A 17,516-nucleotide genomic window follows, 5' to 3' on the forward strand; every position below is an offset into this window, starting at 1 on the left:
ACCCATGGCCAGGGTCAGGGCACATCTGCTCATAAAGGGCAAAGTCCAGGGCGTGTTCTTCCGCCAATCCATGAAGGACATCGCTTCCCATTACGGCGTAAAGGGATGGGTTAGAAATCTCCCAGATGGGAGGACCGTGGAAGCGGTGCTCGAGGGCGAGGAGGACGCCGTGAGGAAGGTGATCGAGTGGGCGCACTACGGCCCTCCCGGCGCGAGGGTGGAGTCCGTAGAGGTGTCCTACGATGAGTATAGGGGGGAGTTCGACGATTTCAAGATACTGCCCACGCCCAGAGGCTGACATGGATTTCTATTTCGAGTACTTCGACGAGAGGGGGGCCGCGGTGTACGACTTATTGGTAAAGCTGAGGGTGTTCGACTGGGCCTATGCCGCGGCGGCTAAGGCGGTCGAGGCCGTGGCGTCCAAGGGCTCGAGGCTTCTGGAGATAGGCGTCGGCGTGGGGAAACTGGCCGGCATCTTGGAGGGGCGAGGTTATAGAGTCGTCGGCGTGGATGTCTCGCCGGCTATGTTGAGAAGAGCCCTTAAGAGGACTTCGGCCGACCTAATCGCCGGCGCTAGCTGGGCTCTGCCCCTGAGGGGTGAAGCCTTCGACGCGGCCGTCGCCCTCTTCACGGTCCATCACTGGGGCCCCCACGAGCCCTCCGCCAAACGAGTCCGCGAGGCCTTGCGGCCTGGGGGGACGTTCTTGGTCGTGGAGGCCGATAAGGGCAGAGTGCCGTTGGTGGGCAGCCACGGCTGCACTCCTAAATGCCTCGAGGAGGCCCTCGGCCCCCACTTCGAGGTAGGGGCAAGGCGCAAGTTCCCCCTCCTAATAGCCGAGGCTAAAAGGAAATAACGAGGGCGTGCGCAAGGGCTATCTGGCTAACGCGTAGGATTGGTACTCTTGTGGGCCGAGTTGTTGGGATGCATCTGCGTAGAAGCGGTCGATGGACTTCATGAAGTTCTCCAACCTATCTATGACGTAAATGCCGTACTGAGGATATATCTCGAAGACCAGTTTCTGAGGCCTCACGGGGGTCCATCGCATTTTCCTTATGAACATGACCCTGAAGACGAAGCCTCTGTACTCCTGTAGCTCCAGCTTTATGACGCCGCTGGCCAAATACTCCTCCACTCCGAATCTGCTGATCTTGTTCTCGCCAGTCGGTATCTCCGAAGTCATGACTGTCGTGACGTCCTTGAGCTTCCTCAACTGGAAGACCAACTCCCTCATATACTCCCTAACCCAGAGGACATCCGTGTGGGACGTTATGAGCAGAGGGGCTATGGGGTCCACGACGAGCCTCTTTATCCCGAACTTCCTCACGTTATCTATAATAACTTTCGCTATCTCCCGCGGATCGGCCACGACCTTCTCGCTCTGGGAGTAGGCCTTGAAGTGGGTCCTGAGGTCGACGAAGACGAGCTTCTGTTGCTCTTCCAACACGTCGAGGTCCCACCCCAAGGAGGACTTAACGCCCCTCTTGACATCCTCTGAGGGCTCGTCCACTGTTATATAGAGGCCCGGCTCATCGTAAAGCTCGGCGCCTGTCTTGAGGAATTGGAGACTGAATATCGTCTTCCCTTGTCCCGCCTCTCCGGCTATTAAGTAGATCTCCCCCTTCTTGAAGCCGCCGCCTAGGAGCTGATCGACGTACCAGATGCCGGTAGGGGTGCGGTCCTCGTAGAGATAATATTGATCGAGAGACACAAGCCGAGGTTGTGAGGTGATATATATGGGTTTCGATTCGTAAACGCTGTGTGTCAAGGGGGACCGACGGCGTCCATCACGGGGCCCGCTACGGGGCCCTCCGCCGCCTGGATTTTATCAGATCGAGATCTTATAAAGGTTTAAAGCGGCTCGATCTTGAAATCTACAGAGAACCTCCTCTTCAAGCGCTCCAGCTTGCTGACGCCGCGCGTGGCGACCAAGGCCAAGTACTCCTCCGGCACCTTGACCACGACCAGCCCGTCCGCCTCCTCCAGCCTTATCTCTTGCGGCGGCACGTACCTTTTAAGGGCCGAGATAACCGCCGAGTATAACTTCTTGCTAGGCGACTTGGCCTCGCCGCGCTTTAAAGGAACCACGAAGGTCTCCTCGCCGAACACGTAGATCTCGTACTCGGGCTCTCCTGTCAAGAAGTCCTTGACGACGACTACGGGACGCGATAGGTCCTCCTCCCTCATGCCCGCCGGCACTTTCACCGTCATGGAGAGGGAGTACACCTTCTTCACCTCGCCGTCCTTCATGAAGATAACAGTGTCTATTATCGACGGTATCATGCCCAGCTCGACCCTCCTGACGAACCTCTGTATTGCGTCTATCGGCGATGTTGCGTGCACTACGCCGACCATGCCGACTCCGGCCAGTCTCAAGTCCACGTAGAGCTGGAAATCGGCTGTGTCCCTCATTTCGTCGAATATTGTGTAGTCGGGCCGCGAGAGGAGCAAGAGGTCGTGTATCTCCTCAGACGTTGCGTAGTTCTTGGAGAGTTGAGTGATCTGCTTGCTCAGGACCATATCTCTGGGGGACTCCACGGTCTTGACCACTTTGCCCTTTGATAGGTAGAACTCCGCTAGGGCTTGGGCGAAGGTCGTCTTGCCGGCGCCGGGAGGTCCCGAGATCAAGATCCCCTCGGCGCTCTTCTCCAAGCGCTCCACCACTCTGGGATCTAAGCGGTAGTCCTCGAGGCTCCTCCTCACGAGGGGCTTTACAGCAGTTATCTCGAGCCCGTCCGATACCGGTGGAAACGCCACTACTATGCGCAGATCCCTATGTTGTATTATCAACGAGTGGGGCCTCCTTATCTCTATCCTAGTGTTGCCGCCCTTGGCCGCCTCCGAGATCAACTCCCTCACTATGACCTCCAGCTGGGCCCTCGACATGGGCTCCTCCGACAACTTGACGAGGCGCCAGTTGCCCGGCCTGCCTGCCTTAGCTTGAGGCGGCGCGCCTTCCTTCAAATGTACCGACATTATGTCCTTTTCGAAGAACCGCTCTATCTGGAGAGGCCCCTTCTCCTTGCCCAAGTAGGCCACCTTGAGGCCCATGGCCGATGCGGAATCCCTCAAGAACGGATCGCTGGTGATCACGATAGCGCTGTTCTCCTTGGCGAACTTCCTCACCAAGGTCGGCAACTCCTCCGCCTCGACTGGCCTTTTAGAGCTCTGCACGAACTCTATGCGGACCAGTTCCGAGAGCCCCAGTTTCTCCACGGCGTTTTTCAAGTCCTTGAGCTCGGCCACTCCTATGAGGCCCACCCCGTCGCCTTGTCTGGCCAGCCGCTCTAAGTAGTCGACGACCTCCTCCAGTACGAAGAGCGTTCCTCTGATCGTGCCGGATATAACGGCCTCTTTGAGCGAGCCGTCCAGAATAACCGAGATGTCCGCAATGTATTTATCCACCGTCGACACCAACGAATCAATATATATTCTTTTTGCTTTTAGAGGATCATCAATGCGGCATAAAGCGCAACGGCCGCAACGACGGCTATCGCGGCGGACTTGGCCAAGAGCCGATATACGTCGCGGGCCTCCGCCTTATAGTAGTCGAGGGTTAATACGAAACAGCTGTGGGCCGGGCTTAACATAACGCCGAGGAAGCCGCCTAGGAATGCAAGCGATAAGTTATAGCCGTGTAGCAACGCGCTGAGCGGCGGGAAGGCGAGGCCGGCGAAGGTGAACTCGACGCCCGTCGCGAGGCCTATGAGGAACGGCACGGCGAACACGGCGAGGAGCGCCGTGTTTCCCAGATACATCGCCAGCGCTCCGCTGAGGCCGCTCTCCTTTATATACTCCGAGAATATCAGCGATGCCGTTATTATCGCCAATATGCGCGGAGTCAAGGCGTAGCGAAACGCTGCCATCACCTCGCGCGGCTTGACCCTATAAGCCGCCACGAAGATCGCCAGCACTAGAGCCACGGCGGCGTATATCGGAGCTAAGAACGAGAGCGCGGCGACGGCCGCGAGAGGCCAAAGCGCTGATAAATCCCTTAGTCTGCCCTTGACGTTCACGCCTCTGACGCGGGACAGCCCAACGGAGACGCCGGCTATTACGGCCGCGACGCTCGCGGGCCACGACCAGGAGATCACCTTGGCCACGGGCTCGGCTAGCACAGCTGATGTCAACAAAACGCCTTGGAACAAAGGCCACACGGGTATCCATATGTGCCTCATCCAGTAGTTGAGATATGTCTTCTCCCAGCTGCTCAAGCCCATGTCGCGATATAGCGGGTCCACCACGACGGCGGAGACGTATGCGCCGCCCGGCATGGGCAAAAGACCTATGGCGGCCGGTATTGCGAATGCCGCGAACCTCGGGCCCACCGCAGTAAGGCCGCTTGCCAAAGCCTCGCGTCTATCCTTCATCAAATAGCCGAGAGCCATGGCGAGGATGAGCGAGGAGAGCACCTCGAACATGGAGTAATTAAACGCCGAGATGGTCGCCTCGACGACCGCCGGGCCCAGGACGACAATGCCGTATATCACAGCGGCTAAGGATATCGAGATCGCGACATCAAGCTTCTTGGAGAGGGTTCCCCCTATCACCAACGCCACGGTTGCGAGGAAGACGATTAGCGCAAGCATAGGGGCCACGAAGATGTTAATTTAAATCCTCAATTTAAATCCTCCCCACTATTATCGAGCTGTAGAGGCCTCCTTGATATATCACCCTCCTCTCGATGACCTCGCCCTTGAAATATTTAAGGAATGCGCGCCAGCGTGGCGTGATCACGACGACGCGCGCTCCCGGCCTGGCTAGACGCTCTATGGATTTGACCAGCCCGCGGTATAGTTTGTGGATATTGGCGGGAATCCTGACCCCGTACGGCGGATTGAACGCGAAGACGTCGCAGACTGGGCGGAGGGCTCTGTACAACTTCGTTGAGTCGAACCACAAGACATCTGCGTCGATCCCCGCAACGGCGAAATTGGCTAGAGCGCCCTTCAGATGCCTCAAGGATATGTCGACGCATAGACACCTGGCCTTAGCCGCCGAGGACGCCTCCAAGCAAATGGTGCCTCCGCCGCACGTCAGATCGCACAACGTTTCCCCGTCCTTGACTCGCGCCAAACGCGCCATAGCGTAGGCCACTATTGGGTTAAGGGAGGCGTAGTGTTGGTATTTACGATAACGTCTGTCCTTAAGCGAGGACCTAGTAGCCGTAAGCCATACGTAGTAGGAATCGCCTACCACATCCACGTTCAGCTCGACGTCGGGGTCCACTAAATTTATCGTAACTCCGATGTCCTTGAGCAAGGAGCCGACGGCCACCTCGACGTCTCTAGAGGTGAACTCATGTACGCCGGCCCTTTCACATGCGACTCCGGCTGTGGTGAAGGGCGTCGCGTAGGAGGCTATATCGGGCAAGACCGATTTTACGCCCTCCACTATGTCCTCCAGCTTGCCGAAACGCCCAGCTGCGAGGAATACGCCGAACTTCTCGACCGAACGGAGGGACAAAAGCTCTTGGGGCGATGCGTGGACGTCAGCGATTACTCTGCCGCTCATGTATTCGGCAGATGCCGAAGTTGTGCGGAACCGCGAAGTCAGCTCCTCTACGACCACGTCCTCGAGGCCTTGGACCGTGGTGAACAGATACCTCACGTCTTTAACCAAGGCGCTGAGTGGGCCTCGATCGCCTCCGCGCGCATCACTAGGCTGAGTGATTCGCCCAACGGCGGCCGCCTTAAGTTGCCCATATACGGATACCTGCGCATTTAAAAAAATATAGGCGCGTCAACAGTTATAAAATATACCGACGTATCGGATGTGAGGCGCTACTTGTTGGCCATCGGCCTCGAGAGGTTCCTCAGAAACGTGGCTACGGGGTATCTGACCGTGGTGATCCCCTTGTATTTGAAAGAGATAACGGGCAACGCCGTGATGGCCGGCCTAGCGGTGACCGTGGCCGGCCTTATCTCCATGGGCGCATCGATATTATACGCAGCGCTGGGCGACGTGATAGGACACGCGAGGGGCCTAGCCGTCTCGGAGATCGCCTTCGCCTCTGCCTTGTTGGCGATAACGGCGTCGAGGAACCCTTGGGCCATAGGCGTGGCGTTGGGCTTAGGCGGCGTGGGCATGTTAGGACCAGGGGCCACCAGGGGTAGCTTCGTGCCGTTGATAATGGCCTTAGTCAGGAGGCATACGTCCAACGCCGTGGAGAGGGCGCGCGATCTAGGCGTTATCAACGTCATCTCGACAACTGGCGGCGTCGTGGGCTCTTTACTCGTCGCATTCCTATCGTTGCGGAACGCCTCGGTTTACCTAGTCCTCTCGGTCTCGGCGGCTGCGCTCCTCGTCATGCTCTCGCTTGGGACGTCCGAGGTCGTGCGCCTCGTTAATCCGTTCAAGGCCGTGGCCAAGAGGAGGAGTGCCGTGTTGGCCTACTCGATGAGCCAACTCGTCGCCGGCATCGGCGTAGGGTTATCGAGCTCGTTATTGTCGTTATGGATGAACGTCTATTTAGGCCTCGACAAGGCATTGATAGGAACGATATACGCAATAGGGAACGCGGCCTTCGCGCTCTCGGCGCTCTTCGCGCATTTATTCGTCAAAAGGCTGGGGCAAGTCAAGGCGTCGGCTGTCAGCAGATTCGCCTCGGGCGCTCTGCTGTGCGCGCTTCCCTTCGTCCCGCATCCTATCGTGTTCGCAACCCTCTACGCCATCTACAACGCCGCAGTGGGGATCGGGGGAACCGCGAGGTCCTCCTACATCTCGGGCGCCGCGGCAGAGGGGGGCGAGGCGACGACCCCCGCCGTGGCGAGCATCTCGATGAGGGCGGCCGCGACGCCGTCGGCCATAGCCGCCGGGTACCTCATAGACGTGAGCCCCGCGGCCTTGATGCCCATATCAGGCCTCTTCATGGTCCTAGCCGGGTACATCTTTCTGAAATACTTAAGGGAGGAAGAATAATAAAGTCTTGAGATCTACAATTACAGCGACGCGCCGGGAGGGGCCGTCCAGGCCGCTATGAGCCGGCGTGACGACGCCGCGGGATATCTCCGACGCATTCGCACGAATTTCTGTATTTACACGTCCTACAAGCCGGCCCCGGCCTGCACTCGCCCTCGATCAACGCCTTGTACTTAGGCGTGGGGTCCGCCGCCTTTTCGAAGAGGGAGCGTATCGATTGGCCCGGGACATATATGTGTAGCTTAATCGTCGGCCTTTTGAGCGCCGCGGCGGCCACGTCGCCCTCGACTAACGCCATCCTCTTGGCCCTCTCCATATCCCGCGCTATTCTGAAGAGGTACACGTGGTCGGCCCCAACGCCGGCGACTGCGTAGAACACCTCGTCGCGATAACGATGGCCCATGCCTACGTATGGATACGGCTCTGCGTATTTGACGTACACAGCGGCCTCTCGGACGAGCCCCCTCGCCGCAGTTACCACGACCTTTCTGCTGACGCTCCTGGCCGTCTCGAACTCCTCCTTAAGCCTCGGCAAAATAGGCCCTATGTCGTCGGGGCCTATATCGGCGCCTATCCTCAACAAGGACCGCATCGCGTCGCCCTCGCCTCTGAGCGCGCGCCTAGTGAATAAATCCACTTGTTTAGCGTCGGCTATCCCCAACATCACGGCGTATTTCACGCGATCCCTAAAGGCTCTGGCAAAGACGTAGACCTCCTCCTCGGAGGCTCTATAAGAGGCAGCCCGAGGGCATATCAATGTGGAGGCCACAGCCGCAGAGGAGATGTAGGAAAGCCCCTCGATCTCCTTCTCGAGAGCCAACGCCTTCTCGAAGAACCGCTTGTTCCTGGAGATCGCCTTGTAGAGGTCCTCTATTAACACACGTCGTATTGAATGCCTATATAAATAATATCACGACCGCCGAGAGTATCAAGAAGGCCGCTGCGTATTCGCGAGGCCTCGGCCTCTCCTTTCCAGTAAGGCGGGAGATCAGCTGCGCCGCCAACGGCACAACGCCTAGGACTATGACCGTCGGGGCGAGCCCTGCCGCCACTGCCGAGTACGCGAAGAGCGCCGCGCCGCCGCCTAAGTCTAACACCGCTATTATCGGCAACGCCGTGCGCCAAGACTCCTTGAGCCCTTCGCCGAGCCCTCTGGCGCCGCTCAACAAGGCGAGGAGCGGGAGGGCCGCGGCCGTGCGGGCGAACGCTATGGATATGGGGCTCATGCCGCCTATCCCAGCCACCTTAATCGCGGCGTATCCGGCGGACCACGCTAACGCCGCGCCGAGGGCGTAGACTGCGCCTTTTAAGTTGCCCTTTCCGCCTAGGACGAGCACGTAGATACCGGCCACGGTCATGATAGCCGCGAGGACGTAGGAGGCCTTCAGCGGCTCGCCGAGGGGAATTGCCACGAATTGTTCCAGTATTATATAGCTGTAGGCCGCTGGAACGGCCGTCGAGACGCCCGAGGTGCCCAGCGCTTTGAGGTATAAGGTATCGCCCACAGCCAACGACAAGACGCCGCTGAGGGCCGCGTAGAGGGCGTCCCAGCCGAGCCCGAGGTAGAGCGCCGGGACGAATAACACGATCGATGTATAGATCAACCTCAATAGGTTGAGCCGTAAAACGCCGTATTCCTCTACGTAGCCCCTATAGGCGACTGAGGCGTAGGCCCATATAAGCGCTGCACCCACTGCTGGCAATATATCGTACATGAGAGCCAGATAGCGATAGTTTTTAAAAATGTTTTAAAATTAAGTAAATAAAATAAAATTATAAAAAATACTTATTTAAGATTGATTAATATAGACATTTTGTAAAATTAAAATTAATTATACGAATAAATCTAAGCATTCGGGCAAGGCTACACAAAAGGAGCATATACTATTGCGTCCTGGACTGAGCGCGTCCTTATCGGCCGATATATCGCTCCGTAAGATTCATATATGTGATAATTTCCCTCGACGCTTCGCAAGATTGATATATAGATGTGGAAAGCGCTTTCATGAAAAGCGTTGTCATAGCCGGCGGGGGTATCTCGGGCGTCTACTTAGCGCACAAGTTGGGTCACAGCGCTTGACGACGTGAAAGTCTACTTGGTGGACCCAAAGCCGTACCACGAGTTCGTGATGGGCATACCCATGGCCTTAGCCGGCTTGTTGCGTTTCGACGACCTCAAGATGTCGTTCAATTACCTCAAGCGTGTTGAACACATACGCGACGAGGTAGTCGACGTCAAGGAGTCCGGCTTAAAGCTGGCCGGAGGCGAGGTGATAAAGGGCGATTACCACGTATTGGCCATAGGCGCTTTTAGGATTGGCGATGATATCTACTCAGTAGATGGCGCCGAGGCCTTCTATAAGGCCGTAGAGGGCGCCGAGGCGGTGCGGTTCATAGTGGACGAGCTTTACCCCGCGATGGGATTCAACGAAATAAGTCTCGCGATAAAGATGCTGTGGCCCCAGAAGGAGGTGTCGATACACTTAGTGTACGTCCATCCGGATTACCTTTGGCTTTTCAATTCCTTCAAGGATACCTTCGCCAAACACGGCGTCGTGGTCACGGAGGAGCCGCCGATGGTGAGCAATAAGAGGGAGATCCACGTCTTGGTGCCTGAACTGAGCATCCACCCGCTCGCCAAGGGGGCTCAAAGTGGGGACGTTGTTCGAGACCCAGTACGACCGGACCTACCTCATAGGGGACTCCTCGCTCTTGAAGATCGGCCTTCCGGGTATAGGCTGGGGCGCCATATGGCAAGCCTCCATCGTGGCGCAAGCCATAATCAGCGAGATAAAGAGGGGCGCTGTCGATGTGGAGGTCGACGAATGGACGTATATAAAGGACCCAGATAAATTTAAGGAATACTTCACCTATAGGATGACCAAGGGAATACCTTTAGTTCAATTGAAAGGCCTTTATAATCTCTGGAGGACTAAGATCTTCGGCGTTCTCTGATTAGAGAAACGTCGATCACGGCGAAGCAATAGGGGCGTCGGGCCCCGGGAACTCCGACGTATCCAGGGATCGGATGAGCGCCCAGCTCTACGGCGGGGCATTAGTCGTCGACAACCATGAGGGCCGACGGCAAGACCCAGCGCCCTCTTGACGAGGCGAGGGTTCCTCGACAGAGAGCCCGCCTCGGCAGACGACGAGCCATCTGCGGCACAACGCTTTTTAGCCTGACGCGCCGTTATGACATGGACCTGGACAGAGAGATAGAGCGTTGGGTAAGGGCATTGGGCCTCAACGTAATGATACCGCCAAATGCGCCGGAGCCCTTCCATATATCGACCGCGCCGCCCACGGGCGTGCCTGTGGTCGACATAGTGAGGCCCAAGGGGGCCGAGTTCTACGTGATCGCCATGGGCATAGCGATTAGCCCCGAGCACAAATCCGCTTTGTCCTCGATGAAGGAACAAGAGAGGAGGCGCTTCTTGTTGGACCTCAAGAGGGCTATTCTCTCCATGGGCGTGGACTTCGCGTTTCTGCCCCCAGATGCCGAGATCCCAGATGCCGTCCAAGTGTCGAGGCCCGTGTTGGCCCAAGGACTGGATGCCCAGAAATTCCTCGAGGAGTACTATAGGGTCAGGAACGCGGGGCTCTTGGTCATAGTGACCTTCGCCGATAGCTTCAGACAGAGGGCTGGCCAGACGTCGTTGTACGCATAAAATACCCACGTAGACAATTCCATGAGGTTTGCGCTGTTCGTCGTGCTCTTGTTGTCCGTTGCGTTGTTGGCAGCGCAAGTGACCATAAAGGCCATCGACGCCTCGACGAGCAAGGTTTTGGCTAATTCTATGATAATGTTATGGAAAGAGGGCGGAAAGGAATTAGTCGCGGCGAACTCGAGTGGGATACTGACCGTGAAGGATCTAGAGCCGGGCTTATACATAGTTGAAGTCATTGCGTTCGGCCGCGTCTTCAACCAGACGGTATATATACCAAGCGTTAACCCGATCGATATCAAGATACCAACGGCCTTCATAATCGCCGTGGTCGTTAACGACGCGGACGGATCCTCCGCGAGGTGGCCCGTCGTCGTGTTGGGCCCCGATGGTCGGAGGTTGGCTCCGGCGCTCCAGTCGAGGTAGTCGCCGATGGGAGCACCTATGTGGTCAAGGCAATAACGCCCTTCGGCGTTTTCGAGAACTCCACAACGCCGGAGCCCGGCCGGAATTACACCGTGATAGTCCACGTGCCCACTACGGCCGTGTCGATACAAGTCGTCGATTATTGGGGCGACTCGGTCAACTGCACTGTGAAGTTGTTGGCAAACGGCAGCGTCGTCGCGTCGGGCCGCGCGCCGCTCAGCGCGGTGGTGTTGTCGGGCACCTACAACATCTCGGTGACGGCTAGCATAAACGGCCTAGTCCTCAACTACGACGAAGCCGTCCGCGTGCCGCCGGGGCGCTACGACTATACGGTGAGGTTGCCGACAGCCGAGCTCTTCGTGTATCCGCAGACGCCGTTAGGTGCGCCTTTACGTAACGCCACGGTCATCGTTAGTCGAGGCGGAGCGGTCGTGGTTAATTCCACGGGCCCGCAGAGGCTCGTCTTATTGGCCGGGACTTACGAGGTCTTAGCAGAATACGCTAACTCTACGAGTAAGTCCGTCGTGACGCTTCGCCCTGGCGATAAAAAACCAGTTTACCTGAACTTATCCGCGACGATCGGTCCAATCATAAAGGTCGCGCCCAACGCGACGACCACGACGACTATGACGTCTGCTACGCGGTTGCCGTCGACTGTCGGCACGACTCCGCCTATGCCCCCCGCTACTACGACTACGTCACGGACGGCCACAACAAGCGCATGGGACTATGCGCTAGTGAGTATGGGCTCGCTGGCCGCAGCTCTTGCTGTCGGCGTCTTGGTCCTCTCTCTAATGGCCTTAAGAGGCGCCGAGGATTAGCCTCCTCGTGAGGCCGAGTGTTCTACGTTGCGGACGCTCAAGGCCTCAACACGTCGCTCCGAGGAGTCAATCGGATCGCCTGCATATTGCTATTTTCATGAAATTTTACATTAAATAAAGAGAATCTATTATTACAGTGTAAATTGTATTAAATCTAGAGCTGAAAATAGCCCTGCAAAAATTACATAGACATTCCTCTGTATAACTAAATATATAACATGGTATATGGTGCCATTTTGGGAAATTATACTATATCTCCACGGTCTTCTTGGGTCTATGTACTTCGATAGGATAATTAAGCCAGAATCGCGCCCCCTATGCAGGTGGACCAAACTGGTGATAGGGACGGGCGACAAGAGCGAGCTCATGTTGGGCCATTTCACCAAACACGGAGACGGCGGGGTCGACTTGTTGCCGATAGGGGATTTGTATAAGACACAAGTAAGGGCTTTGGCCAAGCACATGGGGCTACCTGAGGAGATCGCCAAGAAGCCCTCCAGTCCTAGGTTGTGGGTGGGCCAAACCGCCGAGGGCGAGCTGGGATTTACGTATGCACAAGCCGATCCGGTGTTATACGCGTGGGAGCTCGGAATACCCGAGTCGGAGATACCTGAGCAGACAGGCATTCCGCCGTCGGTGGTGAGCAAGATACTCAAGAGGGTGAAGGAGAACGCGCACAAACGCAACCCCCCGCCGATCGCCAAGCTCATGAGGTCTAAGCAAATCACGGCCTCAAGGAGGGCGCGATGAGCGTCGGCCCTCGAGTTAATCCACCCTAACGCCGTCGACTACAACGGGGCCTCTCGGCTTAATCCTCCCTATGACCCTTGCGGAGTAGCCCAAGTCCTCCAATCGCCTTACAAGATCGATGGGCGCGTCCGTGATGAGAGCCATGCCTACGCCCATGTTGAAGACGCGGTAGGCCTCCTCCCTCGGCACGCCCTTCTTGAGCACCGCCTCGGCCCAACACGGGAGGCTTCCCAGCTCCAGCTCGGCGCCCAGGCCGCCGAGGATCCTCCTCAATTTCGAGAAGCCCCCGCCTGTTATGTGCGCCGCGGCCTTCGCGAGGCCCTCCTTAAGCGGTTGGAGCACTTTGTGATACATGGCGACGGGGCTCAACAACGCGTCGGCCGCCGTCGTGCCGCATAGGCCCTCCTCTAACTTGAAAAGGCGGCGGAGCAACGAGTAACCGTTGGCGTGAGGCCCCGTCGACTCTACCCCCACGACGTAGTCGCCGGGGGCGGGCGGCCTGGGCACCGCCTCCCTGACCGCGAGGACCGTGCACACCACGTCAACGCCGTTGATTACGTCGGGCATAATAGCCGTCTCGCCGCCTAGTATAGCCGCTCCGACCTCCGCTGCCGCTTTCGCGAGGCCGTCCAACACGCGGCCGGCCGCCTCCTCTAGGCCGGGGGATAGCGCTATGTAGTCGACGGCCGCTATCGCCTTAAACCCGTCGCACACCACGTCGTTTACGTTGACCGCTAGGCAATCCCAGCCGGCCACGTCCATCTTGTTCGCTTGTAGGAGCCAGACCGTCTTAGTGCCCACGCCGTCTACGTGTAGGGCTAGCTCGCGGCCTCCCGCGTCCAACCACCTGACGTAGGACCCCTCGCCGCCCGAGAGGATAAGGCGGGCCTTCGCGTGTAGGGCCCTCTGTTTATCTAGATCAACACCGGCATCTCTATACCTCATGGCCCCACGAGGCGCGGCGACGCCACTGCCCTGGCCACTCGGTACGAGGTCCTAACGAGGTTCTTGAGAACTCGCGCCCTAGTAGCGAGCCCCACTCCTCCTATATTCGGCGTGAGGTACGACGCCTTCTCCGCGACCGACTTCTCGTCCACGTCGAAGTGCCATTTGCTTGTAGCGGGATCCACCTTGCCGCCTACTCCCACCACTACAGCCCCCTCCTTGATCATGTCGCCGGTGAGGCGCCAGGGGTTGTCCTTGTACAGCTCAGGCGGCCTCCCGACCGCGGATATCACTATGTCGGCCCTCTTTACGTAGGGCTCCCGCTCCTTCGACAACGCGTGGAGCACTGTGACGGTCGCGTCGAGTTGCATCAACATGATTGAGAGCGGCTTCCCCACCAGCTCCCCTTTGCCCACCACCACCACGTCTTTCCCCCTCGCGTCGATTCCGTATAGGCGGAGGAGCTCCAGTATCCCGGCGGGGGTACAGGGCAAGACGTCTTTGTCCAAGTCGAAAACGTCTAGGAGCTTCTTCTTGTTGTCGGGCGTTAAGGCGTCCACGTCCTTCTCAGGCGACAACGCGGCGAAGAGGGCCCTCTCGTCCACGAAAGGCGGCACAGGCTTCTGGATTATCACGCCGGTGACGTCATCTCTCTTGTTTAAGCTCTCTATTAGCTCGAGCGCCTCCTTGGTCCTCCTCTCCGGCGGCACGTCGTGTAGTTCATATATCTCGGCCTCGCCCCCCACCTCCCTCACGTCCTTCGCCTTAAGCGAGGCGAAACGCCTTTGAGTGGCCAACTCCACCGGGTCGTCGTTGAGGAGAATGATGGCGAGCTTGGGAGTTATGCCGATTTCCTCCAACTTCTTCACGTGCTCCCGCGCCCACTCCTTCGCGCGTCTGTGTAGCTCCTCGCCTCTCATCCACGTAACCATGGCGGCAAGATCAAGTGGAGGGGCCTATCTGCCCATTCCTTCAACTGCAACTCGACGTATGCCCTTTGTCTTTCGTCCCACGCCTTCCTCCAAGCCTCGTCGATCCTCAAGACGGCCCTCTTGACCGCCGCCTCGACCTCCTCCACTCTGATCCTCCCGCCCTCTTCCACAACGCGAGGCGCCTTTACTCTCTCCTCCCATAGCTCGAGGAGGCCGTCGGCCACTGCTTGGAGCACCTTGGAGTATAGCCTGTGCTCGAAGATGAGCACTCTGTCGGCTATCAACCGCACCTTCTCCTCGCCGCTCAAGGGCAAGGAGTATATATCCCCTATGTACACAGGCCATTGGTCGACGATAGGCCCTCCGTCCACCGACTCGTCCACGACGTGGACAGTGGGCCCCGTCACCTTGACGCCGGCCCTGTAGACCTCGGCGTGTACCCGCATGCCGTACATCCCCTTCCCTCCGGCGAAGGGGAGGAGCGAGGGGTGTATGTTCAGGACGAGCTTGAAGCTCTCCACGAACTCCTTGCTGAGCACGTAGTCGTATCCCGCGAGGGCCACTACGTCTACGCCGCGGCTCCTCAACGCCTCCACCATCTCCCTCTCCCTCTCCCGCCGAGGCACCCCTCTGTGTTTCACGAAAACAGCCTCCACCCCGTATCTTTCCGCTATTTTACGCACCGGCGCCTCCTCGTCGCTGTATATCAACACGACGGGCTCCACGCCTCTCAAAACGCCTAGTTCCACGTGGTCCATGATCGCCTTGAAGTTCGTGCCCCGCCAAGATGCTAGGACCCCGAGCCTCATGGTTTATTTAATGCAATAAATAAAATTTTCGCAGAATTGCCGTAAGGGACTTGCTGAGTATTTTAAACAGAAAAGTAAGTGCTGTGGGATGCGCCGATATGTCGACTACGGGCAGAGGAGGGGCTGACGCACTCGTAAAGTGCGCTATGTGGAGGGCCCTTTAAAGGCGCCGTGAACTACCCCATCCCTCGCGAGGCCCATATGTGCTCGATTATCAGCGAGCCCGGCGTTTACTCGCGAGAGGGGCTAGGGCCTTAGGGCCGAGCCGGCTTCGCCTATTTAAATAAGCTCTTTATCAAGAACCAGATACTTTTCAAAAACCTATGCGTTGTGTTTAATGGAAAGCTTAAAAACATACAGCCTAGTGGGCTTATGGAGCTCGTGTACGAGGGGAAGGCCAAGAGGGTATATAGATCAGGCGACCTTTACATAATGGTGTTCAAAGACGAAGTAACGGCCGGCGACGGGGCGTTCAAGGCAACAGCGCCGGGGAAAGGCGCCTTAGCCGCCGAGACCACATACCTCTTGATGCGATATCTGGCGCCAGTCGTCGAGACGCACTTAGTGGAATTCAAGCCGCCGAACGCCCTAGTCGTCAGGCCGGCCGAGGTAGTGCCCATAGAGGTGATAGTGCGTTTCGAGGCCTACGGTAGCCAGCTCAAGAGGATGCCGAAGTTGATGCCTCTTAAACCCCTCTCTAAGCCCCTCGTGGAATACCACTACAAGGACGACTCGTTGCACGACCCGTTGGTCTATCCTCAAGAAATCGTCGAGGCTGGACTAGTCGCCGAGGAGGAGCTGGCGGAGCTCGAACGGAGGGCTCTGACAGCCGCCGCGGCGTTGAGGGAGCTCTACAGAAGAGCCGGATGCGATTTCGTGGACGTCAAGTTCGAGTTCGGCCGCATCGGCGGTCGGTTGTTGTTAGTGGACGAGATATCCGGCGATACTTTCAGGCTTCTGTGCGGGGGAGAACACCTCGACAAGGAGTACTTCCGAAAGACGAAAGACGCCGCGGGCTTAGTGGAGAGGTACAAGAAGCTCTTGGAGATTACAAAGGCCTTAACGGCCGGCGCGTTTTGAGGGGCGAGATCCCGTAGCTGAATCTAGCGTTGATTAGGGCCGAAAAAGCAACGCGTGCAGACCTTGGCGCCTACGGCTTTCAGGAACTCCTCGGGCGTTAGGTAGGTCAAGCTGTCCAGCTCCAAGGCCCTCACGGCCGTGTCGTGGTCTAGTTGGTTGAATATCATGTGGCTATCCGGCGGCATCCTCACGCCGTATGGGCATTGGGTCCTTAACGGCGGCGTTGCCACCGCGGCGTGGACCTCCCTCGCTCCGGCCTTCAGACGGAGGAGTTGAGCTATATGGCGTAAGGTGAGGCCGCTGATCAGGCTATCGTCGATTACGAGCACTTTGGCCCCTCTGGCCGCGTGTTTGACCACATTGGCCTTTAGCTGTATGGCGGAGACGCGGTCCCTCACGTCGTCGAGCAGAGCGCTTCTTTTCCTCACCGTTGGGACAAAGCCGGGGATATGCCTCGCGGCGAGCTCTTCGGCGGCCCACGCTGCGTAGTAAAGCCCGGTGTCGGGCACGCCCATCACCACGTCGACGTTTTTCTCGATCTTCCTTGCTAGAGCTCGGCCCAGCCTCGCCCGCACATCGGCGACCTCCACGCCGTCTATCTCGCTGTCTAGGCGTGACGAATAGACGTACTCCATGGCGCAGACCTCTCCCGGCTCGTTGCCCCCAGACGACTCGACCTCAAGCCTCGTTATCTTCAAGAGCTCCCCGCCCCTTAAGCTCCTCCTCACCTCGCCCCCGAGCACCTCTATTGCGGCCGTCTCCGTCGCGACCACGGCGAAGTCGAAGCCGTGGGCCCCCACGGCTAAATGCCAAAACCTGGGCGGACGATAGGCGTAGAGGACGCCGTCTCTCGACAACGCCACGTAGACCACGCCGCTAGACGGCGCACCGGGCTTGACGTCGTCCTTCCCGAACGCGCAGTAGACTACTCCGTCCTCCTCGCGGCAACAGTCCTCGGTGTATACACACCCCACGGCCGCGACGCCTTTGGCCTCGCGCGGCGCCTCCCGCGAGAGGTCTAGGTCCAGCCTCTCCAGCCCCCTAGGCCCTAACAAGTACGCGATCGCTACGTCTCCCCTATTTGCCATGGCCTTGAGGCCGTAGTACACGAGGGGGTAGAGGTTCACCTCGCCGGCGAAGCTATATACGGCGAAGAGACCGGCCGACAT

20 protein-coding genes are annotated in these 17,516 nt (G+C 57.9%); 10 read left to right on the forward strand and 10 right to left on the reverse strand.

Features of this window, described 5'->3' with window-relative positions:
- Positions 1–4: 4 nt before the first annotated feature.
- On the forward strand, positions 5–298 hold the full coding sequence (locus tag ACZ5PA_RS09850; protein WP_464930161.1) for an acylphosphatase: 294 nt from the start codon (positions 5–7) through the stop codon (positions 296–298).
- A 1-nt stretch (position 299) separates the two neighbouring features.
- Positions 300–854 carry a class I SAM-dependent methyltransferase gene (locus ACZ5PA_RS09855; protein WP_464930162.1) on the forward strand — a complete coding sequence of 185 codons (555 nt, stop codon included), beginning with the start codon at positions 300–302 and terminating at the stop codon, positions 852–854.
- Positions 855–872: 18 nt separating this feature from the next.
- Here ACZ5PA_RS09855 and ACZ5PA_RS09860 read toward each other — a convergent pair whose 3' ends face one another.
- The 4 genes from ACZ5PA_RS09860 to ACZ5PA_RS09875 form a co-directional block, all read right to left on the reverse strand.
- On the reverse strand, positions 873–1,709 hold the full coding sequence (locus ACZ5PA_RS09860; RefSeq protein WP_464930163.1) for an ATPase domain-containing protein: 837 nt from the start codon (positions 1,707–1,709) through the stop codon (positions 873–875).
- Positions 1,710–1,849: 140 nt separating this feature from the next.
- Entirely contained in the window at positions 1,850–3,403 is a 1,554-nt protein-coding gene (locus tag ACZ5PA_RS09865; RefSeq protein ID WP_464930164.1) for a PINc/VapC family ATPase, read from the reverse strand.
- Positions 3,404–3,441: 38 nt separating this feature from the next.
- Positions 3,442–4,587, reverse strand: a complete 1,146-nt coding sequence (locus tag ACZ5PA_RS09870) for a DUF401 family protein (protein WP_464930166.1) — start codon at positions 4,585–4,587, stop codon at positions 3,442–3,444.
- Positions 4,588–4,621: 34 nt separating this feature from the next.
- Positions 4,622–5,608, reverse strand: a complete 987-nt coding sequence (locus tag ACZ5PA_RS09875; RefSeq protein ID WP_464930167.1) for a THUMP domain-containing class I SAM-dependent methyltransferase — start codon at positions 5,606–5,608, stop codon at positions 4,622–4,624.
- A gap of 165 nt (positions 5,609–5,773) precedes the next feature.
- On the opposite strand from ACZ5PA_RS09875, the gene ACZ5PA_RS09880 reads away from it, so the two are divergent.
- A complete protein-coding gene (locus ACZ5PA_RS09880) occupies positions 5,774–6,919 on the forward strand; it encodes an MFS transporter (protein WP_464930169.1) in 1,146 nt (381 codons plus the stop codon).
- 55 nt (positions 6,920–6,974) lie between these two features.
- On the opposite strand, the gene ACZ5PA_RS09885 is transcribed toward ACZ5PA_RS09880, so the two are convergent.
- Entirely contained in the window at positions 6,975–7,799 is an 825-nt protein-coding gene (locus tag ACZ5PA_RS09885) for a hypothetical protein (protein WP_464930171.1), read from the reverse strand.
- Positions 7,800–7,815: 16 nt separating this feature from the next.
- Entirely contained in the window at positions 7,816–8,634 is an 819-nt protein-coding gene (locus ACZ5PA_RS09890; RefSeq protein ID WP_464930173.1) for an EamA family transporter, read from the reverse strand.
- A 369-nt stretch (positions 8,635–9,003) separates the two neighbouring features.
- Here ACZ5PA_RS09890 and ACZ5PA_RS09895 point away from each other — a divergent pair, with 369 nt between their 5' ends.
- The 6 genes from ACZ5PA_RS09895 to nadE all read left to right on the forward strand — a co-directional run bounded on the left by ACZ5PA_RS09895 (position 9,004) and on the right by nadE (position 12,581).
- A complete protein-coding gene (locus ACZ5PA_RS09895; RefSeq protein ID WP_464930175.1) occupies positions 9,004–9,771 on the forward strand; it encodes a hypothetical protein in 768 nt (255 codons plus the stop codon).
- A complete protein-coding gene (locus ACZ5PA_RS09900) occupies positions 9,731–9,874 on the forward strand; it encodes a hypothetical protein (protein WP_464930177.1) in 144 nt (47 codons plus the stop codon). Before ACZ5PA_RS09895 ends, ACZ5PA_RS09900 begins: the two co-directional genes overlap by 41 nt.
- A 242-nt stretch (positions 9,875–10,116) precedes the next feature.
- Positions 10,117–10,587: a DUF2299 domain-containing protein gene (locus ACZ5PA_RS09905; RefSeq protein WP_464930179.1), complete on the forward strand. Its 471-nt coding sequence runs from the start codon at positions 10,117–10,119 to the stop codon at positions 10,585–10,587.
- 21 nt (positions 10,588–10,608) lie between these two features.
- Complete coding sequence (locus ACZ5PA_RS09910) at positions 10,609–11,010, forward strand: hypothetical protein (RefSeq protein WP_464930180.1); 402 nt, start codon at positions 10,609–10,611, stop codon at positions 11,008–11,010.
- Between the two features lie 20 nt (positions 11,011–11,030).
- A complete protein-coding gene (locus ACZ5PA_RS09915; protein ID WP_464930182.1) occupies positions 11,031–11,831 on the forward strand; it encodes a hypothetical protein in 801 nt (266 codons plus the stop codon).
- Between the two features lie 276 nt (positions 11,832–12,107).
- Complete coding sequence (gene nadE / locus ACZ5PA_RS09920) at positions 12,108–12,581, forward strand: NAD(+) synthase (RefSeq protein WP_464930183.1); 474 nt, start codon at positions 12,108–12,110, stop codon at positions 12,579–12,581.
- Positions 12,582–12,596: 15 nt separating this feature from the next.
- Here nadE and ACZ5PA_RS09925 read toward each other — a convergent pair whose 3' ends face one another.
- The 3 genes from ACZ5PA_RS09925 to purN are packed head-to-tail and all read right to left on the reverse strand — an operon-like array spanning position 12,597 to position 15,267.
- Positions 12,597–13,526 (reverse strand): phosphoribosylformylglycinamidine cyclo-ligase, encoded by a 930-nt coding sequence (locus tag ACZ5PA_RS09925; RefSeq protein WP_464930184.1) that lies wholly within the window; start codon positions 13,524–13,526, stop codon positions 12,597–12,599.
- Positions 13,523–14,458 (reverse strand): bifunctional 5,10-methylenetetrahydrofolate dehydrogenase/5,10-methenyltetrahydrofolate cyclohydrolase, encoded by a 936-nt coding sequence (locus ACZ5PA_RS09930; protein ID WP_464930186.1) that lies wholly within the window; start codon positions 14,456–14,458, stop codon positions 13,523–13,525. Before ACZ5PA_RS09930 ends, ACZ5PA_RS09925 begins: the two co-directional genes overlap by 4 nt.
- Positions 14,443–15,267, reverse strand: coding sequence for a phosphoribosylglycinamide formyltransferase (purN, locus tag ACZ5PA_RS09935; protein ID WP_464930187.1), 825 nt, complete (start codon positions 15,265–15,267; stop codon positions 14,443–14,445). Before purN ends, ACZ5PA_RS09930 begins: the two co-directional genes overlap by 16 nt.
- 372 nt (positions 15,268–15,639) lie before the next feature.
- On the opposite strand from purN, the gene ACZ5PA_RS09940 reads away from it, so the two are divergent.
- A complete protein-coding gene (locus tag ACZ5PA_RS09940; protein WP_464930188.1) occupies positions 15,640–16,347 on the forward strand; it encodes a phosphoribosylaminoimidazolesuccinocarboxamide synthase in 708 nt (235 codons plus the stop codon).
- 23 nt (positions 16,348–16,370) lie between these two features.
- On the opposite strand, the gene ACZ5PA_RS09945 is transcribed toward ACZ5PA_RS09940, so the two are convergent.
- Complete coding sequence (locus ACZ5PA_RS09945) at positions 16,371–17,516, reverse strand: phosphoribosyltransferase family protein (protein ID WP_464930189.1); 1,146 nt, start codon at positions 17,514–17,516, stop codon at positions 16,371–16,373.

This window comes from Thermoproteus thermophilus (genome assembly GCF_055392855.1).